The organism is Bradyrhizobium sp. (genome assembly GCF_035309285.1).
GTDB lineage: Bacteria > Pseudomonadota > Alphaproteobacteria > Rhizobiales > Xanthobacteraceae > Bradyrhizobium.
This window is the reverse complement of the sequence record NZ_DATGFH010000144.1, coordinates 99,137-123,611: the sequence shown is the minus strand read 5'-3', so window position 1 is coordinate 123,611 and position 24,475 is coordinate 99,137. Positions and strand designations below refer to the sequence as shown.

Below are 24,475 nucleotides of genomic sequence, written 5' to 3'. Positions count from 1 at the left end.
GATCCCTCAGTCGGCCGCATGGGCCAGATGAGCGGCGACACGGTGCATTTCGACATCGTCGACAAGGACGGCAACATGGTCTCGGCGACGCCGTCGGGCGGCTGGCTGCACGGCTCGCCGGTGGTGCCGGAGCTGGGCTTCCCCGTGGGCACCCGCGGCCAGATCTGCTGGCTCGAGGAGGGCCAACCCTCGTCGCTGGCGCCGGGCAAGCGGCCGCGCACCACGCTGTCGCCGACCATGGCGCTGCGCGACGGCGAGCCGTATCTCGCCTGGGGCTCGCCCGGCGGCGACCAGCAGGATCAATGGATCACGCAGTTCTTCCTGCGCCACGTCCACGCCAGGCTGAACCTGCAGGAGGCGATCGACGCGCCGGCCTGGCACTCCGAGCACTTCCCGATCTCGTTCTGGCCGCGCACCGCGCGCCCGGGCGTGCTGGTGGTCGAGAACCGCGTGCCCAAGGCCTCCCGCGACGAGTTGTCCCGCCGCGGCCATGTCGTGGAGACCGGCCCCGACTGGTCTGAAGGCCGCCTCACCGCGGCCTCCCGCGTCGGCAAACGCCGCCGCGCTGCCGCGAATCCACGCGGCATGCAGGGCTACGCCGCAGGGCGCTAGCAACAATGACCTGGTCGATCATCGCAAGAGACAGCGCGACCGGCCAGATCGGCATCGTGGTTGCGACGAAATTCTTCGCGGTCGGGGCGCGGGTGCCCCATATCGCAGCCGGCATCGGCGGCATCGCGACGCAGGCGCTGGTCAATCCCTATTACGGCATCGACGGCGTGAAGCTGTTGCGAGAGGGCAAGAGCCCAAAGGAGATCATGGCGACCTTGCTCGCCTCGGATAGCGGCCGCGAGAGCCGGCAGCTTCACATCATGGATGCAAGAGGGTCAATCGCCGCGCATACCGGCAAGGACTGCGTCGACTGGTGCGGGCATCGTCCCGGCGACGGCTTTTCCATCGCCGGCAACATGCTCGCGGGCCCGCTCGTGCTCGAGGACAGCGCCAACGCCTATGTGGCAAACCGCAGCCTTCCCTTCGCGCAGCGCCTGATCGCGGCGATGCGCGCGGGCGAAGCGGCCGGCGGCGACAAGCGCGGCAAGCAATCGGCGGCGCTTCTCATTCACGACACCGAGGAATGGTCGGCACTGGATCTCAGGGTCGACGACCACGACGATCCGCTGACAGAGCTGGAGCGGCTCGAACGCGTCAGCCGCGAGCGCTGGACGCATTTCCGACAATTCCTGCCCACGCGGCAGAATCCGGCCGGCATCACCGATCGGGCGACGATCGAAGCCGGCATTGCAGCCGCTTCGACGGAGACTGCATGACGGCAAGCCCCCTGATCGACATCAAGGGCCTGCGCGTGCTGTTCCACGGCGACGACGGCCGCCCCACCCACGCCGTCGACAGCGTCGATCTTTCGGTTGCCCAGGGCGCGACGCTGGGACTGGTCGGCGAATCCGGCTGCGGCAAGAGCGTAACGTCGCTCGCGATCATGGGCTTGCTCCCGAAGCAATCGGCCGAGGTTTCCGGCGCGATCCGTTTCGAGGGTCTCGATCTATTGAAAGCGGGCGACGAGACGCTGCGCGATCTGCGCGGCAATCGGCTCGCCATGATTTTCCAGGAGCCGATGACCTCGCTCAACCCGAGCTTCACCATCGGCGACCAGATCATCGAGACCATCCTGCGCCATCGCGGCGGCTCGCGCCGTTCCGCGCGCGACCGCGCCATCGCGCTGCTCCGCCGCGTGCACATCCCCTCGCCGGAAAAGCGGATCGACGAATATCCGCACAAGCTGTCCGGCGGCATGCGCCAGCGCGTCATGATCGCGATGGCGCTGGCCTGCGATCCGCGCCTGCTGATTGCCGATGAGCCGACCACCGCGCTCGACGTGACGCTGCAGGCGCAGATCCTGGAGCTGATGCGCGAATTGAAGGCCGCGAGCGGCGCCGCCATCATCCTGATCACCCACGACCTCGGCGTGGTCGCCGAGGTCTGCGACGAGGTTGCCGTGATGTACGCCGGCGAGATCGTCGAGCGCGCGAGTGTCGATGACTTGTTCGCCTCGCCCCAGCATCCCTACACCGTCGGCCTCATCGGCTCGATCCCGCGGCTCGACCGCCGCACCGACCATCTCGCCACCATCGAAGGCATGGTGCCGAACATGGTAAGCCCGCCGAGTGCGTGCCGCTTCGCCGCGCGCTGCCCCTTTGTCGTGGATGCCTGCACCAAGGCGCCGCCGCCGCTCAAAGAGCTTTCGCCCGGCCACGCCTCGCGCTGCCTGCGCGCGCCGCTGGAAAGGCTGGTGTCCTGATGGCCCTCCTCGAAGCGACCGACCTGGTCAAGCACTTCCCGGCCTCGCGCAACCTGTTCGGCCGGCCGAGGGCGTTCGTGCGCGCCGTCGACGGCGTCAGCTTTCATGTCGAAGCCGGCGAGACGCTGGCTCTGGTCGGCGAATCCGGCTGCGGAAAGTCCACGGTCAGCCGGCTGGTGCTGCGACTGATCGAGCCTGATGCCGGCCACGTGCGCTTCGAGGGACGCGATCTGTTGTCATTCGATACGAACGAGCTGCGTGCCTTCCGGCGGCAGGCGCAGATCATCTTCCAGGATCCCTACGCCTCGCTCAACCCGCGCATGACGGTCGGCCAGATCCTGGGCGAGCCGCTCAAGCTGCATGCGCTGGCGCCGCCCGAAAGACGCCGCGCGCGGATCGAGGACTTGCTGCGCCTCGTGGGCCTCGAGCCGCGGTTTGCGCGCCGCTATCCGCACGAATTTTCCGGCGGCCAGCGCCAGCGCATCGCCATCGCCCGGGCACTTGCAGTCGAGCCGAAGCTCATCATTTGCGACGAGCCGGTGTCGGCGCTCGACGTCTCGATCCGCTCGCAAATCCTCAATCTGCTGCGCGACCTCCAGGACCGGCTTGGCCTGTCCTACATCTTCGTCTCGCACGACCTTGCAGTGGTGAAGCATATCGCCGACCGCGTCGCCGTGATGAATCTCGGCGGCATTGTCGAGACCGCGGAGACGCAGGCCTTGTTCGCCGCACCGCGCCATCCCTATAGCCGGGCCCTGTTGTCGGCCATCCCCGTGGCGAAGCCGCGGGCGAAGGGCGAGCGGATGATCCTGCAGGGCGAACTGCCGAGCGCACTGCATCCGCCCTCGGGCTGCCGCTTCCACACCCGCTGCCCCTTTGCGATTGACCGCTGCCGCGTCGAGGTGCCGAAGCTGATCACCGACGAAAAGGGCCACGCTACCGCCTGTCACCGCACTGCGGAATTGCCTGCCGCGAGCGGCATCGTTCCCTCCGACGGCGGTTTTTCGCCGGCGCTGGAGAAGCTGGTCGCGGCCTTCAGCCTTTCGGAGGAAGGACCGGCGGCAGGCGGTATTGGTATAACTGGACCATCAACAAGCTTGTAACGGGATTTCAGGGGATGGACGCGATGAAGATCCTGCGTTTGACGGCGGTGGCCGCCTTGCTGCTTATTTCCACGGCGAGCGCTTTCGCCGAAACCACGCTCCGCATCGGGTTGGCCGAAGACCCCGACATCCTCGATCCGACGCTGGCGCGCACCTATGTCGGGCGCATCGTGTTCGCGGCCTTCTGCGACAAGCTGTTCGACATCGACGAGCACCTCAACATCGTGCCGCAGCTTGCGCTCTCGCACGAGACGTCCGCCGACGGCAAGGAAGTCACGATCAAGCTCAGGCCAAACGTGAAATTCCAGGACGGCGAGCCGTTCGACGCGGAGGCCGCCAAATTCTCGCTGGAGCGGCACCTGAATTTCCCCGGCTCGTTCCGCAAGCCCGAGCTTGCTTCTCTCGACCATGTCGAGGTCGTCGATCCCCTCACCATCAAGCTCGTGCTGAAAGCGCCATTCTCGCCGCTGATCGCGCAGCTCACCGACCGCGCCGGCATGATGGTGTCGCCGAAAGCGGCCAAGGCCGAAGGCGACAAGTTCGGACTGCATCCGGTCTGCGCCGGTCCCTACAAATTCGTCGAACGCGTGCAGCAGGATCGCATCGTGTTCGAGAAATTCGCCGACTACTGGAACAAGGACAATGTGTTCATCGACAAGATCGTGTTCCTGCCGATCGTCGATGCCACCGTGCGGCTCGCCAACCTGAAATCCGGCGGGCTCGACCTGATCGAGCGCGTGCTCGCGACCGACATCAAGGATGTGCGCTCTGATCCCAACCTGAAACTCTCGACCGCGATCGAGCTGGGCTATCAGGGCATTACGCTCAATATCGGCCACGACAAGAACAAGGGCCCGCTCAGCCAGTCCGCAAAGGTGAGGCAGGCGCTCGACCTCTCGATCGACCGCGCGGCCATCAACCAGGCGATCTTCAACGGCGAGTTCAAGCCGGGTAACCAGTGGATCAATCCTGATCATCCCTACTACCAGAAGGCCTTTCCGCTTCCCGGACGCGACATCGAGAAGGCGAAGGCGCTGCTCAAGGAAGCCGGCGTCAAGCCGCCGGTTGCGGTCGACTTCATGGTGCCGAAGGGTGACGAGACCGAAGCGGTCGCCCAGGTCGTGCAGTCGATGGCGGCCGATGCCGGCTTCGACATGAAGATCCGCGTCACCGAATTCGCGACCTCGCTGAAGCAGGCCGAGGCCGGCGATTTCCAGGCCTATATGCTGGCCTGGAGCGGCCGCATCGACCCCGACGGCAATTCCTACGTGTTCCTGCACTCCAAGGCGCCGCAGAATTACAGCGCATGGAACAATCCGGCAGCCGACAAGGCGCTCGACGACGCGCGGCTTGAGACCGATATCGCCAAGCGCAAGGCGATCTACGAAAAGCTGACCAAGCTCGAGATGGCGGAAGAGCCCATCCTTTACCTCTACCATCGCCGCATCCTGATCGCGCATACGACGAAACTCGAAGGCTACAAGCAAATGCCCGACGGCCTCGTGCGCGTGATCGGGTTGAAATTGAAGTAATGACGGTGCTGCGCGGGAAACGACCATGCTGAATTTTCTCGCGCGCCGCATCGCCCAGATCGTGCCGACACTGTTCTTCGTGTCGATCCTGATCTTTTCGCTGCAGCACCTCCTGCCCGGCGATCCCGCACAGGTGATGGCCGGCGAAGAGCAGGACCCCAAGGTGATCGAGCAGATCCGCCATCAATACCGGCTCGATCGGCCGATCCCCGTGCAATATGTCTACTGGCTCAAGGGCGTGCTCACCGGCGACTTCGGCGAGTCGCTGCGCATCAAGGTTCCCGTGCGCGAATTGATCGAGCAGAAGCTGCCGGTGACGCTGCAGCTCGGCTCGATGGCGATCGTGATCGCGTTCCTGATCGGGATTCCCGCGGGCATCATTTCGGCGGTGAAGAAGAATACCGCCTGGGACTACGGCGCCAACATCTTCGCGCTGTGGGGCATCTCGACGCCGAATTTCTGGCTCGGGATCATGCTGATCTTCCTGTTCTCGATCAAGCTCGGCTGGCTGCCGGCGGCGGGCTATGTGCCGCTCAGCGAGAACTGGCGCGCGAGCCTCGCCTCCACCATCATGCCGGCCTTCGTGCTCGGCAACGCGATCGCCGCGGTCCTGATGCGGCACACCCGCAGCGCCATGCTGCAGGTGCTGGAGAGCGACTATGTGCGGACGGCGCGCGCCAAAGGCCTCTCCGAGCGTTCGGTGATTCTCAAGCACGCCATGCGCAACGCGCTGACGCCCGTGATCACGCTCGGCGCGCTCGAGCTCGGCACGCTGCTCTCGGGCGCCGTGCTGACCGAGCAGATCTTCACCATCCCTGGTTTCGGTAAACTGATCGTCGATGCCGTGTTCAACCGCGACTATGCCGTGGTGCAAGGCGTCGTGCTGGTGACGGCAACGATCTACATCACACTGAACCTGATCGCCGACATCGCCTATATTCTCGTCAATCCGCGGTTGAGAGCATGATCCGGAAAAATGTGCAGCGGTGTTCCGGGAAGACCATGCTCAAATCAAGAGTCTGAGGTATGACCGAGGCTGTGCTCCATGCTCTCCCCGCCACGCAGGACGAGCTGGAAAGTCCGGCGCGGCGTGCGCTGCGGCGGCTGTTCAAGCGCAAGGGCGCCGTTGTCGGGCTCGTCGTCATCTCGACCTTCATCCTGCTCGCGCTGTTCGCGCCGCTGGTTGCGCCCTATGACCCGATTGCGACGAGCTGGACGCTGGTGCGCAAGCCGCCGTCTGCGCTGCACTGGTTCGGCACCGACGAGCTCGGCCGCGACGTGCTCGCTCGCGTGATCTACGGTACGCGCGCTTCGCTGCTCGCCGGTGTGATCTCCGTCGGCATCGCGCTATCGATCGGCGTCCCGCTCGGCCTGATCGCCGGCTATCGTGGCGGCTTTATCGATGCGCTGATCAGCCGCATCACCGACGCGATGCTGGCCTGCCCGTTCCTGATCCTCGCCATTGCGCTTGCGGCCTTCCTCGGGCCGAGCCTGCGCAACGCCATGATCGCGATCGGCGTCTCGGCGACGCCGGTGTTCATTCGCCTGACGCGCGGCCAGGTCATGGCGGTCAAGGTCGAGGATTATGTCGAGGCCGCGCGCGCCATGGGCAATCCCCGCTGGCGCATCGCGTTGTTCCATATCCTGCCGAACATTCTGCCGGCGCTCTTGGTGCAGGCGACGCTGTCGATTGCCGCCGCGATCATCGCCGAAGCCGCGCTGTCGTTCCTGGGTCTCGGCCAGCAGCCGCCGCTCCCCTCCTGGGGCAGCATGCTCAACGCCGCCCAGCGCTTCCTCACCAATGCGCCGTGGATGGCGATCTGGCCGGGCCTTGCGATCTTCCTCGTCGTGCTGTCGCTCAACCTCGTCGGCGATGGGCTGCGTGATGCGCTGGATCCGAGGGAGAGGTAGTTGCGACCGCCGCTTTTAAGCCGTCATTGCGAGCCAACGGGTCCTCGCAATGACGGCGAAAACGGCCGCCTCAAATCACCACTTCCCGCATCACGCGGCGGCAATCCATTTCGAATTCGAGATCGATCACCGGCGGGCGGGCGAAGTGCCAGGTGAGCCCCGACCGCGCGGCGCCACGCCTCACCAGCGCATCCGGCAGCACATGATGGAAATCTCGGGTCGTATAGACATGCGCGGCGGTGACGTCCTTCCAACCCAAGGCGAACGCGCTCATGCGCCTCTCCATGGCGCCGACCACGTACTGGACCTTCTCCTTCATGCCCTCGGGACTGAGGTCGCGATAGCGTACCGTGCGCTCCGCGTAGCTGCCGGCGCCTTCCCTCGCCTCTCCGCTGCCCGCAATCACGAAGGTCGGCGTCGTATTCGCGCTCGGCCGCGTAAAGGAGAAGGCATAGAATGACGGCTCGGACGGCGGATCGATCTCGGGGCAGACATTGCTGCGTGCGACCGGATTGGTGGTGCCGTCATAGAGGCCCCACTCGCCTAGCGTCTTGACGTAGTGCTCGTTGAATTTGCGAAAGCCCTCGTCGGTGAACGCGCCCGGCGAGCGCAGCTCGCACGCACAGAATGCAGTGAGCGGCCGTCCCGCCGCCTGGATGTATTTGGCGATGGCCGCAAAGCCGTCGGCGAGCGGCAGCCATGTGTCGAAGCGCACGCGTTCGATCTCATATCCCGGCAACGCCGCCGCGCCGCCGGAATACTGGAACACGGCGGGAATAAACCGGTAATTGCCGGCCTCAAAATCGCGCGTCATGTGCAGAGTCCCGTGATTATTCGAGCTGCATGCGGACGCCCTTGGCGCCGTTGAGCAGCCGCTTGAGGTGGAAGCCGGCGAGCGGATCGTCGGCGTGCATGCCGACGATCGCCGCGAAGGCGGGCATCGCGCCGGCATCGCCGGATTCGAGCTTGGCGAAGGCCTCGGCGTATTGCGCGGTTGCCGGCGCTGCGAACGCTTCCTCGCACAGCGGCTCGTAGGTCCGCAACGGCTCGCTGCGGCCGCGCAGCACGATGTCGCCGACCGGCCGGCCCTTGAAGCTCTTGGCAGCCTTGGCGACGGTCTCGCTGGCGCAGATCCGCGTGCCCAAATGCTTGTTGGCGGCTTCCAGCCGCGCCGCCGTGTTGATGGTATCGCCATGGGCCGTGTAGTCGAAATAATGGCTGCCGCCGAAATTGCCGACCAGCGCGGGGCCCGCGTGCACGCCGATCCGGGTGATGCCGAAATTCACGCCCTTCTTTTTCCAGCGCTGCCGAAACTCCTGCGCCCAGGAATCGAGGTCGTGCGCGCAGGCAATCGCGCGCGTCGCATAGTCCGGCTGCTCGCCCGGCGCATTGAAGAGGATGTGAATGGCGTCCCCAATCACCTTGGCCACCGTGCCCTCGTGCGCGAACACGATGTCGGTCATCCCCTCGACATACTCGTTCAGCAGCGCGCCGAGCACGTCCGGCTTGGCCGACTCCACCAGCGTCGTGAATCCCTGGATGTCGGTGAAGATGGTCCCGACATCGCGCCACTGCACCTCCATGCTGTCGCCCGCGCCGTGGGAGACAAGGCGTTTTGCGACTTGCGGCGAGAAATAGCGGGATAGCGAGGCGTGCGCCCGCTCGGCTTCCGCCTGGCGCAAACGCGCATCGCGCAACATCACGACATGGCGGATCGTCTTGTCGATGGTGGTTTCGAGGTCGCTGAAATCGATCGGCTTGGTGAGGAAGTCGAACGCGCCGCGATTCATCGCGGTGCGGATGTTGCTCATGTCGCCATAAGCCGAGACGATGATGGTGGATTTCCGGTCGTTGTCGTCGACCTCCTGCAGCCTCGCGAGCAGTGACAGCCCGTCCATACGCGGCATGTTGATGTCGGACACCACCATGTCGACGCCGGGATTTTGCTCGAGCGTCTGCAGTGCCTCGAGGCCGTCATGGGCAAACATGACCTTCACGGCCCCGTCGCGGATCTGCCTGCGGAATTTTTGCAGGACGAGCGCCTCGAGGTCGGGTTCATCGTCGACGAACAGGATCGTCGCTGTCATGCCGGCTGTCCGAGCCTGGTGTCGATCTCCTGGCGGAGCACCGCAAAGTCGATCGGCTTGGTCAACAATCCTTCCGCGCCGCGTTCGATCGCTTTCTTGCGCGTCTCCGTATCGCCATAGGCCGTGATCATGATCACGGGTACGTCGGGACGTTTGGCGCGCACCTCCGGCAGCATCTCCAGCCCGCTCATGCCGGGCATGTTGATGTCGGAGAGGATCAGGACCAGCGAGGGATCGCCGACATCGACCGCGCGCTCGAGCGCGGCCGGCGCCGACGGAGCAAATTCCATGTGAAACCGGCCCGCGCGCAAATCACGCCGGAACTGCTGACGGAACAAGGCCTCAACATCCGGCTCGTCGTCGACAACGAGGATGTAAACGCTCAATGTGGGCCTCCAGTATTTTTCTGTGCTACCAGAATACGCGGCAGCGTAATGATGAATTCAGTAAAAAGGCCGGGCTTCGTATCTACGTCGATCGTTCCGCCATGTTGTTTGACCACGATGTCGTGACTCATCGATAGCCCCAGCCCGGTTCCCTCGCCGGCCGGCTTGGTGGTGAAGAAGGGATTGAACATCTTCTCCTTTACGTCCTCCGGTATGCCGGTGCCGTTGTCGCGAATCCGGATTTCGACTTTGCTGCCGAGGTTCTTCGTGCTCGCGCTCAAGGTCGGCTCGAAGTCGCCGCCCGCCGCCTGCTTGCGCTTGGTGGCGGCATAGAAACCATTTGAGATCAGGTTGAGGAGAACCCGCGTGATCTCCTGCGGATAGAGGTCGACCTGGCCGGCCGCGGGATCGAGCTCGCGCTTGAGCGTGATGTTGAAGCCGCTCTTTTCGGCGCGCGCGCCGTGGTAGGCGAGATTGAGGCTCTCCTCGACGAGCGCGTTGATGTCGGTCGGGCGATGCTCGCCCGAACCCTCTCGCGAATGCAACAGCATGTTCTTGACGATCGAGTCCGCGCGCCTGCCGTGCTGCACGACCTTCTCGAGATTGCCCTTCAGCGTATGGGTCAATTCATCGAGCTCTTCACGCGACTTGTCGTCGAGACTGATATCCTTAAGCAAGTCGTTCATCTCGTCGATCAACTCCCCCGACAGCGCCGAGAAATTATTGACGAAGTTGAGCGGGTTCTTGATCTCGTGCGCAATTCCGGCGGTGAGCTGGCCGAGCGAAGCCAGCTTCTCGGTCTGGATCAGGCGATCCTGCGCGGTGCGCAGATCGTCCAGCGATTGCGACAGCTCGGTCGTTCGTTCGCGCAATTCGTTGAGCAGGCGCGCATTCTCGATGGCGATCACGGCCTGCTTGGTGAAGTTCTCCACCACGGTAACTTGCTTGTCTGTGAACTGGCGCACTTCCTGGCGAAAAATCGTTATCGCTCCGAGCAGCTCATCGTCCTTCAACATCGGCACGACGAGGATCGTCCGGGCACCCGCAATATCAGCCAACCCGACAACGTTGGGGACGCCGGCCTTGTAAGTCGGGCTATTCCTGAGGTCCTCAACCTGGACTGCTCGATGCGTTTCAACGACCGCCGCAAGGGAACTGCCGGCATGCGGAGGAATCGGCGCCCGCTGGCGGTAAGCCGAAAATTCAGGCGGTATGTTGTGGTCGGCGACGAGATTGTATTTCCCGCCGTCCCACAGATTCATGGTGCCGAAATTTGCGCCACAAACCCGGGTGGCATTTTCGAGCATCTTCTGGAATACGGGCTTGAGCTCGCCCTGCGACGACGAGATCACCTGCAGCACTTCAGACGTGGCGGTCTGCTGCTCGAGCGACTCGCTGAGATCGTTGGTGCGTTGGCGCAGCTCCCTGAGCAGTCGCGCATTCTCGATCGCGATCACCGCCTGACTGGCGAAGTTTGCCACCAGCTCGGTCTGCTTTTCTGTGAACGGCTTCACTTCCTGGCGGAAAATAGTGATCGACCCCACCAGCTCATTTTCCTTGAGCATGGGAACGATGACGATGGTCCGGGCCCCCGCAAGATCGGCCAGCGCACGCACATTCGCATTGCCTTCAACATAAGGCGCCTCAGCCCTGATGTCGGCGATGTGAACAGGCTGATGCGTTTTCTCAACCGCGCTCAGGCCGCTTTCCGGATGAGGACGAATGACTTTGTAGAGCTGAGTCTCCTCATAGACCTTGGGCGCGTTGTACAAGGCGACGGTGCGGAAGCCGCCGCCCTCGTAGAGGGTCATCGTTCCGAAATTGGCGCCGCAGATGCGGGTAGCATTCTCCAGCATCTTGTTGAAGACCGGCTCCAGTTCACCGGCTGACGAGGAGATCACCTGCAGCACTTCCGACGTCGCGGTTTGCTGCTCGAGCGATGCGGTCAATTCCGACGTGCGCTGCTCGACCTTGTTCTCGAGGTCGGCATAGGATTCCTGCAGCCGCGCGCCCATGTCGTTGAACTGGTTGGCAAGGCCCTCCAGCTCGTCGCCGGTTTTGATCGCAATGCGCTGGGCGAAATCGCCGCCGCCGATCCGCTCGGCGCCGGCGCGCAAGGCCTGGATTGGGCCGACCATGCGGCGAGCGAGGAAGATCCCGGCGAGCACCGCGAAGATCGAGGCCGCGAGCAGCACCACGGCCAGCCGCTGCAGCGCCGCGTAGAGCGAGGCGTAGGCCTCCTGTACCGGCAGCTCGACGAACATGGTCCAGCGCAGCGGCAGGATCGGCGCGGAGGCCGTCAGCACCTCCCGCCCCTCGATGTTTTTCGCGTCTTCGAGCGAATGCGGAATCACGCCGCCGTTGGCCTGTGCCATCTGCACCTGCGGCAGCCTGGACATGTCGGTGTTGCGCAACACAAGGCTGATGTCGGGATGCGCGATCAGGCGGCCCTGCGCGCCGACCACGTAGGCATGGCCGTGCTCGCCGACCTTGATCTGGGAGACGATGTCCCAGATCAGCTTCAGATTGACCTCCGCGATGGAGACGCCGGCGTCCTTGCGGGTGCCGGCGACCGCCAGCGTCATGTAGGGCTCGGACTCACGCCGGAAATAGACCGGCCCGTAATAGACCTTGTGGGCGACGGCTTCGGTGAATTTCGGATCCTTGGAGAGGTCGAGCCCGGAGTTGATCACGTCCATCGCAAGCCGCGAGACCCGCAAGCGCTCGTGTCCGGTCGCATCGACCTGCGCGAGCTCGGTGATGGCCGGAACCTGCCTGAGCAGGCGGAGCGCGTCGAATCGCCGGCTTTCGAGCGAGGACGCCGACCACGGGAGCTGGGTGGTCCAGCCGAGCTGGCTCTCGATTTCCTTGATGAACTGGCTGATCTTCGCCGCCGCCGCCTGGGCCTGCTCCTGCTGAATCCGGATCAGCGCCGCCTTGTGCTCGCGGTAATAGAAAATGACCTCGAAAATGCCGTTGGAAAGCAGCGCGACGGCGACCACCGCGACGAAAAGCGCGACATATTTGGTGAAAAGCCGGCTGCGGATCTTCGTCCCCGAGGCTCCCGCCGCCGGCGCGGCGCCCGAGACGGGCGGTCCCGCCAGCGTCCGGCCTTGCGGCGTATCTGGGTGAACGGACATCGTCATCGGGTGCCTTGTTTAGCAAGAAGGCACGCCCTTGTCTCTTGCCGCAACGCGGCTGGACACGCTCGGGGATAAGACGAAAGTGGCGGCGGTCATGCCGCCGCCCCCGGAAACGCCAGCGTGAATGCAACCTCAGGTCGGCTTGAGCTGCCGGCCGAGATCATATTCGGCGATCTGCTTGGTCCGTTCGGAGTTGGCCTCCGCCTGGTGGTCGGTCGCAATCGTCACATAGACGGCGGGCAGCACGAACAGGGTGAACAGCGTGCCGATCGACATGCCCGCCACCACGACGAGGCCGATCGAGAAGCGGCTCGCCGCGCCGGCGCCGGTTGCGGTGAGCAGCGGAAGCAGGCCGGTCACCATCGCCGCCGTCGTCATCAGGATCGGACGCAGCCGGATGCGCGCCGCCATCTCGATCGCCGAACGGCGGTCGAGCCCTTCATTGAGCTGCAGCTCGTTGGCGAACTCGACCATCAGGATGCCGTGCTTGGTGATCAGGCCGATCAGCGTCAACAAACCCACCTGGGAGTAGATGTTGATTGTCGTAATGCCAAAGAACAGCGGGACGAGCGCGCCCACGATCGCCATCGGCACGCTGATCATGATGACGAGGGGATCGCGCAGGCTCTCGAACTGCGCCGCCAGCACCAGGAAGATGATGATGACCGCGAATCCGATGGTGACGAGGAGCTGATTGCCTTCCTGCACATATTGGCGGGAGTCGGAAAGATAGTCATGGCTGAAGCCGGGCGGCATCTTCTTCGCCTCGCCTTCAAGGAAGTCGACCGCCTGCCCGATGGTCACGCCGGGCATCGGCACGGCCTGGAAGGTCGCGGAGTTGAGCTGGTTATAATGCGTCAGCGCGTTCGGATCGATGCCGGTCTCGATCGACATCACCGTCGAAAGCGGCAGCTGCTGGCCGGTCGCGGTCGTGACGTAGTAGCTGCCGAGCGCTTCCGGCGAGAGCCGCTTGTCGCGCGGCACTTGCGGGATCACCTGGTAGGACCGACCTTGCAGGTTGAAGCGGTTGACGTAGTTGCCGCCGAGCAGGGTCGCGAGCGCGCCGCCGATGTTTTGCATGGTGATGCCAAGATCGTTGGCCTTCGAGCGATCGACCTTGACCCGCACCACCGGCTGATTGAAGGCGAGATCGGAGTCGGAGACGATGAACAGGCCGCTCTTGCGCGCCGCGTCCTTCAGCTTCTCCATCTGCTCGTAGACGGCCTGAAAGCCCGCGGTCGAATTGATCACCATCTGCACCGGCAGACCGCCGACATTTCCCGGCAGCGGCGGCAGGTTGAAGGCGAAGGCGTTGACGCCCTCGATCTTGGAAAGCTCGGCCTGCACCAGCGGCTTCAGCTTGATCGAGGAGCGCTTGCGCTCATCCCAGGGCTTCAGCAGCATGCCGGCGATGCCGTTCTGCGGGCCGTTGATGCCGTTGAGCACGAAGCGCAGGTCGGTCTCCGGGAATTTCTTGAACGCGTTGTCAAGCTTCCGGCCATAGTAATCGAGATAGTCGATGTTGGCGTATTTCGGCGCCTTGGTCACCGCGAACACGATGCCCTGATCCTCTTCCGGCGCGAGCTCCTTGGAGGTGTGCATGTAGAGGAAGCCGACGAGACCCAGCATCGTCAGCGCGAACAGGCCGGTGATCGGCCGATAGTCGAGCGAGCGGTCGAGCCTGCGGCCGTACCAGCGGGTGATCGCGCCGAAGGCGCGGTTGACGAGCCTGGCGAAACGCCCCTCTTCCGCGCTCTTCAGGAACACCGAGCACATCATCGGCGACAGCGTCAGCGCGATCACGCCGGACACGATCACCGAGCCTGCGAGCGTGAAGGCGAATTCGCGGAACAGCGTGCCGGTGATGCCGCCGAGGAAGCCGATCGGCGCGTAAACGGCGGCGAGCGTGATGGTCATCGTGATGACGGGGCCGACGATTTCACGCGCGCCCTTCAGCGCCGCCTGCACCGGCGGCATGCCCTCTTCGAGATGGCGGTGGATATTCTCCACCACCACGATGGCGTCGTCGACCACAAGGCCGATCGCCAGCACCATGGCGAGCAGCGTGAGCAGGTTGAAGGTGAAACCGGCCAACAGCATCAGTGTGCAGACGCCGATCAGCGACAGCGGCATGGTGACGACCGGGATGATCACGGAGCGGAACGTCGCCAGGAACAGGAAGATCACGACGATGACGATGATCACCGCCTCGCCCAGCGTCTTCTCGACCTCGTTGATCGACGACTGGATGAATTTCGTGGAATCGAAGGCGACCTTCATCTTCATCGACGGCGGCAGATTGCGCTCCAGCTCCGGAAACAGCGCGCGCACGCCCTTCACCAGCGTCAGCGGATTGCCCTGCGGTGTCGCCTGCACGCCGATGAAGATCGCGTGCTCGCCGTTGAAGGCCACGCTCGCATCCGTGCTTTGGGCTGCGAGTTCGACGGTTGCGATGTCCTCCATGCGCACGAAACCGCCGTCCTTGGCCTTGACGATCATCCGCTTGAACTGCTGCACGTTCTGCAGATCGGTGTTGGCCGAGACGTTGGAGACGACGAAGTAGCCCTTGGCCTGACCGGCCGCGGCCTGGAAGTTGTTGGCGGCGATCGCGGCCGACACATCGTTCGGCGACACGCCGCGCCCGGCCATCTTCACCGGATCAAGCCACAGCCGCATCGCAAAGGTCTGCCCGCCCAGAATGTCGGCGGAGGCAACGCCATCGACGGTCGACAGCACCGGCTGCACCACGCGCGTCAGATAGTCGGAGATCGCGCTGCCCGACAGCTCATCGGAGGAAAAGCCGATATACATCACGGCCGTGGTCTGACCGGTGGTCTTGGTGACGATCGGGTCGTTCGATTCCTTTGGAATGAGATATTTGACCGAGTTCACCTTGGCCAAAACCTCGGTCAGCGCCTGGTTCGGATCGAAATTGAGCTTGATGTAGACCTGGATCGTCGAGGTCCCGAGCACGGACGACGAGGTGATGTAGTCGACGCCTTCGGCGGAAGCGACCGCCTGCTCGATCGGCGTGGTGATGAAGCCCTGGATCAGCTCCGCTGAGGCGCCGGGATAGGTGGTGGTGACGTTGACGACCGTGTTCGACAGCCGCGGGTACTGGCGGATCGGCATCACGGTCGCAGCGCGCAGGCCGATCAGCAGGATCAGCAGGCTGACGACCAGCGACAGCACCGGTCGCTTGATGAAGATATCGGTTAGACCACTCATCGCGGCAAAATCTCGTTCTATTTGCGCATGATCCTCATCGCGGGATCATGCTCTTTGGCAAGTGAAGCGCGTTTCAGTAACGCGGCGCGTGGGCCGGGATCGGCGGCGGCGGATCGGTCGAGATCGTAACCGCCGCGCCCGGTTGCAGCTTGAGCTGGCCGACGGCGACGACACGGTCGCCGGCCTTCAGACCTTTGAGGATCTCGACGCGCCCGTTGATCCGGTCGCCGGTCTCGACGAAGGTGCGCTCCGCAGTGAGCGAGGTCTTGCCGTCATCGCCCTTCTTCTCGGTGATCAGGAACACCGAGTCGCCATAGAGCGTGTAGTCGACGGCCGTCTCGGGCACCGTGATCACGGGCGGCTTGTCCGGCAACACAACCGTCGTGGAGGCGAACATGCCGGGCTTCAGGACGTGACTGGGATTCTGGATCGTCGCCTGCACGCGGATGTTGCGCGTATCGGTTGCGACCTGCGGCTCGATGGTCGTGATCGTGCCGTCGAAGGTGCGGCCCGGATAGGCGTCGACCGAGATGCGGACGACCTGGTTGACCTTGAGCTCCGCGCTGTCCTTCTCGGGGACGGTGAAGTTGCCATAGAGCTCGTCAAGGTCGGTCAGCGAGACGATCTTGGTGCCGGCCGTCAGATATTGGCCGACCTCGGCCTGACGCGTGCCGAGCTCGCCGTCGAACGGAGCCTTCACCAGCTTTTGCGAGATGATCGCCTCGGTCTTGGCGATTCCGGCCAGAGCCTGGTCATAAGTCGCCTGCGCCTGGTCGACAGTCGACTGCGGGCCGAACTGGCGCGCGGCGAGCTGCTTGGCGCGATCGAGCTGAAGCTGCGCCACGGTCGCCTGCGCCTTGAAGTTCGCGAGATCACCCTGGTCCGGTTCATCGAACAACTGCACCAGCGGCGCCCCTGCCTTCACCGAAGAGCCCGGCGTGAACAGGATCTTGGTGATGCGGCCGGAGACGTCGGAGGTGACGTCAACCTGATGCACGGCGGCAAGCCCGCCGACCGCGTTCAACAGGTTCGGCACGCTCTCGGATTTGGCCTCGGCGACGGTGACATTCGCCGGCGGCGGCTTATTGTGGGCGAAGAACTGCGCGATCATATGGGCGCGGAAGGCATTGAAGCCGACCAGCCCGCTGGCGACCAGCGCGAGCAGCAGGCCTACGATGATGAACCAGCGCACCATGCGCACCGGGCGCGTGCGGACCTTTTCGTCGATGGGCTGACCCTGGAGCTTGGCTTCGGTTACGATGTTCATGGTCATGCACTTTCTGCAGCGGCCGTCTCAGCCTGAACCTGCGGCAGCCGCGCCTTGAGATGCGCAGTGATTGCGGCTTCGTTAAGTCCGATCCCCCGGAGGAGAAATTCGCAAAGCTGCCGGTCCAGATCGGCAGCTTCGTCATAAGCGAGACACGGCACCGAAGGCAGCCGCGTCAGCGCCGCTGTCAGCACGGTGTGGTGGGCGAACCAGAACAGATTGAGCGGCCGGCTGCCGATCCGCACCGCATCTCCGGCAGCGATCGCGGCCTCGAGCGAGGCTGTGAACATCGCACCGATCAGCTTCTCGATCTTGGCGTAGAGCAGCCGCGCGAACTCGCCGTCCTCGAGATGGCTCGTGACCATCAGCCGCAGCCGCTGTGTCTCCTCCTCCTGATCAGGGGCGTCGGACACATGCATGAAATGCCGGACCATGCCCTTCATCAGCTCGACCAGCGCGCCGGTCGAAGGCTTCAGCCCCAACAGATGCGCCAGTTCCGGATCGGCCTCGCACTCCTCCGCCAGGATTTCGGCGTAAAGCGCCGCCTTGGAGGGGAAATGCTTGAACAGCAGCGCCTCGGAAATGGCCGCCGCCGACGCCACGCTCTTGGTCGTGGTGCCGGCAAAGCCATTGCGGGCAAAGCACCGCTTGGCGGCGCCGAGGATGAGCTGCCGCCGGAGATCGCTGGTCATGCGCAAGGAAGTCATCTTGTGAGTAAGCACTCACCAACGTCAAAAGTCAAGATTTCTATTGCGGCGCACCTAAACCATAGGTGTCCTGAAACCGGCAAGGAGCGGTGCCTGAATACCGACGCTGATGTGACCGGCGACGAGCGCCAGCCGGACGCGCTCGCTAAAGCGCGATGATTTGGGGATGAATCACCATCGCGCTTTAGCTTTTTGTTTGCACATGATCTTTCCGGAAAACCGCTTCGCACTTTTCCGGATCATGCGCTAGATCGGCGCGTGGCCGAGCGCGCCGCGTAGTCGCGTCAGCACGAACATGCCGTCGCGGTTGGAGAGCACGCGCTCCAGATCGGCGGCGTCGATCTTGACGTTGGCAAAGCGCGGCCCACTCCTCACGTCCTGCATGCCTTTCGCGAAGTCTGCGATCTCACCGAGCGTCGAGATCGCCTTGCTGTCGGCAATGCCGCAGGCGCGCGCGACGCCGACGAGGTCGGCCGCGGCCGCCGTGTGGCTCACCTGCCCGCCGGTCTCGCCATAGGCCTCGTTGTCGAGCACGAGGATGGAAAGGTTTTTCGGCTTCTGCAGGCCGACGGTGGCAAGGCTGCCCATGCCCATCAGCATCTCGCCATCGCCCGTGACCACGACGACCGGCAGATCGGGCTGCGCCAGCGCCAGGCCCAGCCCGATCATCACGGCGCCGCCCATCGCGCCCCAGAGATAGAGGTTGCGTGGATGATCGCCGCTGGCGGCAAGATCGTAGGTCGAGGCGCCAAGGCCCGCGACGACCAGCGCATCCTTACGGTCGGCCAAAAGGGTAGAGACAACCTGACGGCGGTCGAGAAGATTGGCTTTGCTCATTTCACGAAGACCTTGGTGCCAATCAGGCGCTGCGACAGCAGCAGTGCAGTGGGCGTGCAGGCATTATAGGCCTGGCTTGCCGCGGCCTCCATCACGTCCTTGACCTCATCCGGCTGGGACGCGCGCAGCACGCGGACGCCGGCGAGTTCAAGAACCCCCTGCGTCGAAGTTCCCATCGGCACCTGCCAGGGATTGAACTCGCCCCATTCGCCGCGCATGGTCACGAGCGTCAGGAACGGAAAGCGTAAGATCTGCGTCAGCGACAGCATGTTGATGCAATTGCCGACGCCGCTCGACTGCATCAACAGCACGCCCTTCTGGCCGCCGGTCCAGGCGCCCGCGAGCAGCGCCACGCCCTCCTCTTCGGTGGTGAGCGGAATGCCGCGCATGGTGGAGCAGCCGAGCACGCGATTGATGAGCTGCGAATGGCCGGCATCCGGCACATAAGGAACCTGGCGCACGTCGTGGCGCTGCAGAATGGCAAAGATATCCTCGGGCCATTGGGCCGCCTGTTCTGTGGCTTCAGTGCGGGCGTGCATTTCTGTTTCCGGCTCCCTGATTTTGGGGCGGACTGTAGACACGCCGGCGCTGTCCATCAAAGCGCAAAAACGCATGTCGCCCTGCAATAAGGAGGCCTCCCGTCGCACCCGTTGCTGTGGTCGCAAATTTTGTTGCGCCGGTCGGGCGACCCGGCTTAAGATAGTTGCAAGTGAGACTAATTAGACAATCCGGACCCAACGGGATGAATGGAAACGCGCGCGAGCTGGCGGCAAGCTTTGACCTCGAGAAGCTGACGCCGGAATTCTACGTCAACCCCTACCCCACCTATCGGGCACTGCGCGAGCACGAGCCGGTCAAGCTGATGCCGAACGGCTCCTATTTCCTGACGCGCTATGACGACCTCGTCACCGCCTACAAGAACACAAGAACGTTCTCCTCCGACAAGAAGAAGGAGTTCGCGCCGAAATACGGCGCCTCCCTGCTCTACGAACACCACACCACGAGTCTCGTCTTCAACGATCCGCCGATCCATACCCGCGTGCGGCGGCTGATCATGGGCGCGCTGTCGCCGCGCGCCATCGCCGAGATGGAGGGCGATCTGATCCGCCTCGTCGATCACCTGCTCGACGATATCGCCGCCAAGGGCTCGTTCGACCTGATCGGCGATTTCGCGACAGCTATCCCGATCGAGGTGATCGGCAATCTCCTCAATGTGCCGCGCCACGAGCGCGAGCCGCTCCGTGACTGGTCGCTCGCGATCCTGGGCGCGCTCGAGCCCGTGATCGGCGAAGCGGCGTTTGCGCGCGGCAACAAGGCGGTGCAGGACTTTCTCGCCTATCTCGAAACGCTGGTGGAACGCCGGCGGGCAAAGCCGGGCAATCCCGAGCGCGACGTGCTGACGAAGCTGATCCAGGGCGAGGCCGACGGCGAGAAGCTCACTGCCAAGGAGCTGCTGCACAATTGCATCTTCCTGCTCAATGCCGGCCACGAGACCACGACCAACCTGATCGGCAATGGCCTCGTCGCGCTGACACAGCACGCCGGCGAGAAAGCGCGCCTGATCAGTCATCCCGATCTCATCAAGACCGCGATCGAGGAGATGCTGCGCTATGAAAGCTCGAACCAGCTCGGCAACCGCATGACGGTGGAAGCGGTCGAGCTTGGCGGATTGTCGCTGCCGCCGGGCACGCCGGTCACGCTCTGCATCGGCGCCGCCAACCGCGATCCTGCGCAATTTCCCGATCCCGAACGCTTCGATATCGGTCGCACGCCCAACCGGCACCTCGCCTTTGCCACCGGCGCGCACCAATGCGCCGGCATGGCGCTGGCGCGGCTGGAAGCCGCGATCGCAATCTCGCGCTTCCTCGCGCGCTTTCCGAATTATGCGCTCAACGGCGAAGTGGTGCGCGGCGGCCGGGTTCGGTTCAGGGGATTCCTGAGCGTGCCCAGCGTGACGAACGCGTAGGGTGGGCGCAAATATTTCGCGGCCGGATAGCAACGGGCATTGCCGTCGCACGTTAATTCGAGGGCAGTCGAAGCTGGATCTCGGAGCTGCCAACATGCCCGATAAGGCTCAGGACATCATCGTCATCGCAGGACTGGCCGGCTTGTTCCTGTGGACATACGTCGTTCTGCCGCTGGCGTTTTTCCATAGCTGAAGCAGCGATCGGAATCGTAGGGTGGGCAAAGCGCAGCGTGCCCACCATTCCCGACGCATCCGTCAATGGTGGGCACGGCGCAAGCGCACCTTTGCCCACCCTACGAAGTTACACCACTGTCCGGTGCCGCGCGATGCAGGTCTTCAACACCTCATCCATCGGTCTTCCCCACCAGTCATTCGAGAAGATTTCGATCTCGGAATAGCCGCCAAAGCCAACCGCCTCGACGGCGGCGCGCAACCGCTTGATCTCGATGACGCCGTCGCCCATCATGCCGCGGTCGTTGAGGATATCTTTCGTGGGCACCAGCCAGTCGCAGACATGGAAGGCGAGCAGCCGCTCCTGGCCTGCGCGCGCGATCTGCGACAGCACCTCCGGGTCCCACCAGATGTGATAAACATCTAGCGCGACGCCGAGCGCACCAGTTCGCTGCGGATCGAGCCGGTCGCAGATGTCAAGCGCCTGCCTGGTGGTGTTCACGCAGGCGCGGTCGGCGGCATAGGCCGGATGCAGCGGCTCGATCGCAAGCGGCATGCTCGCCTCTCGCGCATAGTCGAGCATCTCGGCAAGCGCCTCGTCGACTTGCGCGCGGGCCGCCCCGATATCCTTGGACACTACGCTTCCCGGCCGCGAATATTGCGGCAGGCCGCCGACGACGAGCACGATGCAGGGCGCGCCCAGCGCCCTGGCCTCGTCGATGCAGCGGCGGTTGTCGTCGCGCACCTCGCCGCGATGCGCGGCGTCGGATGCGAACATGCCGCCGCGGCAATAGCCCGACAGCTCAAGGCCGGCGTCCCGCGCGGCGCGCACCGCGCGATCGAGGCCGACGCTAGCGACCTGATCGCGCCACGGGTCAATGGCGCGGATGCCATGGCGCGCGCAGGCCTCGATGATCTGGGTTAAATCCCCCTGCTTGCGGACGGTTGCCGTGTTGAGCGACAGCCAGCGATGATCAACCGAAAAATCGCGCATCAGCGCATGATCCGGAAAAGTGTGCAGCGGTTTTCCGAAAAGATCATGCGCGAACAAAAAGCTAAAGCGCGATGATGGTTCATCATCGCGCTTTAGCCATCAATACCGCGGGTGGCGAGCACCGCCTTCATCCGCCGCGTTGCCAATTCCGGATTAGCGAGCAACCCGGCCTTGTCGGCGAGGCGGAACAACTCGGCGAGATGCAGCGTCGAGCGGGCACTCTCCTGTCCGCCGACCATGGTGAAATGATCCTGGTGGCCGTTGAGATGGGCCATGAACACCACGCCGGTCTTGTAGAAACGGGTCGGCGCCTTGAAGATGTGGCGCGACAGCGGCACCGTCGGCCCGAGCACGTCGTGGAAGCCGGCCTCGTCGCCGGCGGCGAGCCGCGACAGCGCGTAGGAGGCAGCCGGCGCGATCGCATCGAAAATGCCGAGCAGCGCGTGCGAAAAGCCTTGGCTATCGCCGGCGATCAGTTCGGCATAGCTGAAGTCGTCGCCGGTATACATCTTGACGCCCTTGTCGAGCCGGCGGCGCATGTCGATCTCGCGCTGCTTGTCGAGCAGCGACACCTTCACGCCATCGACCTTTGCGGCATTGGCGTTGATGATGGCGACCGCCGTATCCATCGCGCGATCGAGATCGGCGCTGCCCCAATAGCCTGCGAGCTGCGGATCGAACATGTCGCCGAGCCAGTGAATGATCACGGGCTCGCGGACCTGCGACAGCACGCGGTCGTAAACCCTGGCATAGTCGTTGGCGTTACGGCCGAGTTTCGCCAGTGCCCGCGAAGCCATCAGGATGATGCGGCCGCCGACTTTTTCGATTGCAGCGATCTGCTCCTCATAGGCACGGATCACATCGTCGATCGTGCGCGCGTCCTCGGCGGCGAGATGATCGGTGCCGGCGCCGGAAAACACCAGCGCGTTGCGCGCCTTCGCCGCGCGCACCGAGCGCGTGATCAATTCCAGCGACGTGGTCCAGTCGAGCCCCATGCCGCGCTGAGCGGTATCCATCGCCTCCGCCACGCCAAGGCCGAGATCCCAGACGTGCTCGCGAAAGGCAATCGTCTTGTCCCAATCGACGGCGGCCACAAGCCACGGATCGACGTCGGCGCGCGGGTCGGCGACCACATGCACCGCGGAGAAGGCGACGCGGTTGAGCGTGCGATCGAGTTTCGCGGGGAAGCTTCGCGACGCCGCGAGGCGATAATCCTCGAGGCCGCCATCAGCTAGTGGCAGCTTCAGCGACAACGACGACATCGGCAAGACGGGTTTGTTCATTGGTTCGGACCTCTCTCCGTCATTGCGAGGAGCGAAGCGACGAAGCAATCCATCTCTCGACTCGTGGTACCATGGATTGCTTCGCTTCGCTCGCAATGACAGCTTGGCACTCCAGTCCAATCTGTCGTACTTCAATAGGTCACACCCTGATCGGCTCGACATCGACCCAGCGCCGCTCCTTCCAGCTTTGCAGCGCGCATTCGGCGAGCTGCACGCCCTTGGCGCCTTCGAGCAGCGTATATTTGTAACCAGCGCCTTCACAGACGTGGCGGATGAACATCTCCCACTGTTCCTTGAAGCCGTTGTCGTAGGCGACGTTGTCCGGCAGCTTCTGCCAGTCGGCATAGAAATCGTGCATCCGCTTCTCGTCCGGGTTCCACACCGGCCGCGGCGTCATCTGCCGTGCCTGGATCATGCAGTCGGTCAAGCCCGCCACCGCCGAGCCGTGGGTGCCGTCGACCTGGAAGGTGACGAGATCGTCGCGATAGACCCGCGTCACCCAGCTCATGTTGATATGCGCGATCACGCCGCCCTTGAGGCGGAAGGTGGCATAGGCGGAATCATCCGCCGTCACCGCATAGGTCCTGTTCTTCTCGTCATAGCGTTCGGGGATGTCGGTGTTGCCGATGCAGACCACGCTTTCGACCTCGCCGAAGAGATTGTCGAGCACGTAGCGCCAGTGGCAGACCATGTCGAGGATGATGCCGCCCCCGTCTTCCTTGCGGTAGTTCCACGACGGCCGCTGCGCCTCCTGCCAGCCGCCCTCGAACACCCAATAGCCGAACTCCCCGCGCACCGAGAGCATGCGGCCGAAGAAGCCGGAATCGCGCAGGAACGCGAGCTTCTTTAGGCCCGGCAGGAACAGTTTGTCCTGCACCGTGCCGTGCTTGACGCCCCTGGCGTTGGCGAGCTTCACGACGTCGATCGCCTCTGCAAACGTCGTCGCGACCGGCTTCTCGCAATAGACATGCTTGCCGGCGTTGATCGCTTTGGTCAGCAGGAAGGGGCGCGCCTGCGTGGTCGCGGCATCGAAGACCACGGTGTCGTTCTTGTCGGAAAGCGCCTTGTCGAGATCGGTGGTCCAGCGCGCGATATCGAATCGCTTGGCCAGCGCCTCGACCTTGCCGGCGTCGCGTCCGACCAGGATCGGATCAGGCATCACGCGATCGCCGTTGCCGAGCACCACGCCGCCCTGATCGCGGATCGCGACGATCGAGCGGATCAGATGCTGATTCAGCCCCATCCGGCCGGTGACCCCGTTCATGATCAGGCCGAGGCGTTGGGTGGTCATTCCGTTTGCTCCCGATAGATCTTGTCGTTGGTCGCGGATGCGACGGAGAAATTAACTTTTCAGATAAATACTTGTCCAGCGGGTTTTATTCGGTCACAGCCAACTTTCGGAACAGCCACCTTCTACCAGATATTTTCACGGTTTTTCAGATTCTGGACTCCCGAAATATTTATTTCTATTTTTCGTAACTTCTGCTTGACAGAAATGTGGAAGCAGGCGTATAGCGCTCCCGTCCCGCCTCCTCGGAGGGGCGCT

The 24,475-nt window shown here is 63.7% G+C and carries 20 protein-coding genes; 8 read left to right on the top strand and 12 right to left on the bottom strand.

The annotated features are described in order from the left end of the window. The 7 genes from VKR55_RS27210 to VKR55_RS27180 form a co-directional block, all read left to right on the top strand. Positions 1 to 612 (top strand): gamma-glutamyltransferase (locus VKR55_RS27210; protein ID WP_324408269.1); only part of this gene is annotated, 612 nt, incomplete at its 5' end. A 5-nt stretch (positions 613 to 617) separates the two neighbouring features. Next, entirely contained in the window at positions 618 to 1,328 is a 711-nt protein-coding gene (locus tag VKR55_RS27205; RefSeq protein ID WP_324408267.1) for a DUF1028 domain-containing protein, read from the top strand. Next, a complete protein-coding gene (locus VKR55_RS27200; RefSeq protein WP_324408266.1) occupies positions 1,325 to 2,314 on the top strand; it encodes an ABC transporter ATP-binding protein in 990 nt (329 codons plus the stop codon). The genes VKR55_RS27205 and VKR55_RS27200 overlap by 4 nt, the downstream gene beginning before the upstream one ends. Continuing rightward, positions 2,314 to 3,417: an ABC transporter ATP-binding protein gene (locus VKR55_RS27195; protein WP_324408264.1), complete on the top strand. Its 1,104-nt coding sequence runs from the start codon at positions 2,314 to 2,316 to the stop codon at positions 3,415 to 3,417. Before VKR55_RS27200 ends, VKR55_RS27195 begins: the two co-directional genes overlap by 1 nt. Positions 3,418 to 3,440: 23 nt before the next feature. Then, entirely contained in the window at positions 3,441 to 4,949 is a 1,509-nt protein-coding gene (locus VKR55_RS27190; RefSeq protein ID WP_324408262.1) for an ABC transporter substrate-binding protein, read from the top strand. Between the two features lie 25 nt (positions 4,950 to 4,974). Continuing rightward, on the top strand, positions 4,975 to 5,916 hold the full coding sequence (locus tag VKR55_RS27185; RefSeq protein WP_324408260.1) for an ABC transporter permease: 942 nt from the start codon (positions 4,975 to 4,977) through the stop codon (positions 5,914 to 5,916). 59 nt (positions 5,917 to 5,975) lie between these two features. Continuing rightward, complete coding sequence (locus tag VKR55_RS27180) at positions 5,976 to 6,860, top strand: ABC transporter permease (RefSeq protein WP_324408258.1); 885 nt, start codon at positions 5,976 to 5,978, stop codon at positions 6,858 to 6,860. Between the two features lie 70 nt (positions 6,861 to 6,930). Here VKR55_RS27180 and cnbZ read toward each other — a convergent pair whose 3' ends face one another. The 9 genes from cnbZ to VKR55_RS27135 all read right to left on the bottom strand — a co-directional run bounded on the left by cnbZ (position 6,931) and on the right by VKR55_RS27135 (position 19,054). Beyond that, positions 6,931 to 7,674 (bottom strand): 2-amino-5-chloromuconate deaminase CnbZ, encoded by a 744-nt coding sequence (gene cnbZ / locus VKR55_RS27175; RefSeq protein WP_324408256.1) that lies wholly within the window; start codon positions 7,672 to 7,674, stop codon positions 6,931 to 6,933. Between the two features lie 16 nt (positions 7,675 to 7,690). Beyond that, positions 7,691 to 8,947 (bottom strand): adenylate/guanylate cyclase domain-containing protein, encoded by a 1,257-nt coding sequence (locus VKR55_RS27170; RefSeq protein ID WP_324408254.1) that lies wholly within the window; start codon positions 8,945 to 8,947, stop codon positions 7,691 to 7,693. Next, the gene (locus tag VKR55_RS27165) at positions 8,944 to 9,333 is read right to left on the bottom strand and encodes a response regulator (RefSeq protein WP_324408253.1); all 390 of its coding nucleotides are present in this window, start codon (positions 9,331 to 9,333) and stop codon (positions 8,944 to 8,946) included. Before VKR55_RS27165 ends, VKR55_RS27170 begins: the two co-directional genes overlap by 4 nt. Continuing rightward, complete coding sequence (locus VKR55_RS27160) at positions 9,330 to 12,479, bottom strand: GAF domain-containing protein (protein WP_324408252.1); 3,150 nt, start codon at positions 12,477 to 12,479, stop codon at positions 9,330 to 9,332. Before VKR55_RS27160 ends, VKR55_RS27165 begins: the two co-directional genes overlap by 4 nt. A gap of 129 nt (positions 12,480 to 12,608) precedes the next feature. Then, complete coding sequence (locus tag VKR55_RS27155) at positions 12,609 to 15,704, bottom strand: multidrug efflux RND transporter permease subunit (RefSeq protein WP_324408250.1); 3,096 nt, start codon at positions 15,702 to 15,704, stop codon at positions 12,609 to 12,611. Positions 15,705 to 15,777: 73 nt separating this feature from the next. Further along, on the bottom strand, positions 15,778 to 16,971 hold the full coding sequence (locus VKR55_RS27150; protein WP_324408280.1) for an efflux RND transporter periplasmic adaptor subunit: 1,194 nt from the start codon (positions 16,969 to 16,971) through the stop codon (positions 15,778 to 15,780). A gap of 2 nt (positions 16,972 to 16,973) precedes the next feature. Then, positions 16,974 to 17,678, bottom strand: coding sequence for a TetR/AcrR family transcriptional regulator (locus VKR55_RS27145; protein WP_324408248.1), 705 nt, complete (start codon positions 17,676 to 17,678; stop codon positions 16,974 to 16,976). A 246-nt stretch (positions 17,679 to 17,924) separates the two neighbouring features. After that, positions 17,925 to 18,515 carry a thiamine pyrophosphate-dependent enzyme gene (locus VKR55_RS27140; RefSeq protein ID WP_324408246.1) on the bottom strand — a complete coding sequence of 197 codons (591 nt, stop codon included), beginning with the start codon at positions 18,513 to 18,515 and terminating at the stop codon, positions 17,925 to 17,927. Beyond that, the gene (locus VKR55_RS27135; RefSeq protein ID WP_324408244.1) at positions 18,512 to 19,054 is read right to left on the bottom strand and encodes a phosphonopyruvate decarboxylase; all 543 of its coding nucleotides are present in this window, start codon (positions 19,052 to 19,054) and stop codon (positions 18,512 to 18,514) included. The genes VKR55_RS27140 and VKR55_RS27135 overlap by 4 nt, the downstream gene beginning before the upstream one ends. A 203-nt stretch (positions 19,055 to 19,257) precedes the next feature. On the opposite strand from VKR55_RS27135, the gene VKR55_RS27130 reads away from it, so the two are divergent. Further along, positions 19,258 to 20,481, top strand: a complete 1,224-nt coding sequence (locus VKR55_RS27130) for a cytochrome P450 (protein WP_324408243.1) — start codon at positions 19,258 to 19,260, stop codon at positions 20,479 to 20,481. A 301-nt stretch (positions 20,482 to 20,782) separates the two neighbouring features. Here the strand turns inward: VKR55_RS27130 and VKR55_RS27125 are convergent, their stop codons facing one another. The 3 genes from VKR55_RS27125 to VKR55_RS27115 all read right to left on the bottom strand — a co-directional run bounded on the left by VKR55_RS27125 (position 20,783) and on the right by VKR55_RS27115 (position 24,220). Next, entirely contained in the window at positions 20,783 to 21,646 is an 864-nt protein-coding gene (locus VKR55_RS27125; protein WP_324408241.1) for a sugar phosphate isomerase/epimerase family protein, read from the bottom strand. Positions 21,647 to 21,738: 92 nt separating this feature from the next. Continuing rightward, on the bottom strand, positions 21,739 to 22,929 hold the full coding sequence (locus VKR55_RS27120) for a dihydrodipicolinate synthase family protein (protein WP_324408240.1): 1,191 nt from the start codon (positions 22,927 to 22,929) through the stop codon (positions 21,739 to 21,741). A gap of 139 nt (positions 22,930 to 23,068) precedes the next feature. Beyond that, positions 23,069 to 24,220, bottom strand: a complete 1,152-nt coding sequence (locus VKR55_RS27115; RefSeq protein ID WP_324408238.1) for a Gfo/Idh/MocA family protein — start codon at positions 24,218 to 24,220, stop codon at positions 23,069 to 23,071. Positions 24,221 to 24,475 lie beyond the last annotated feature (255 nt).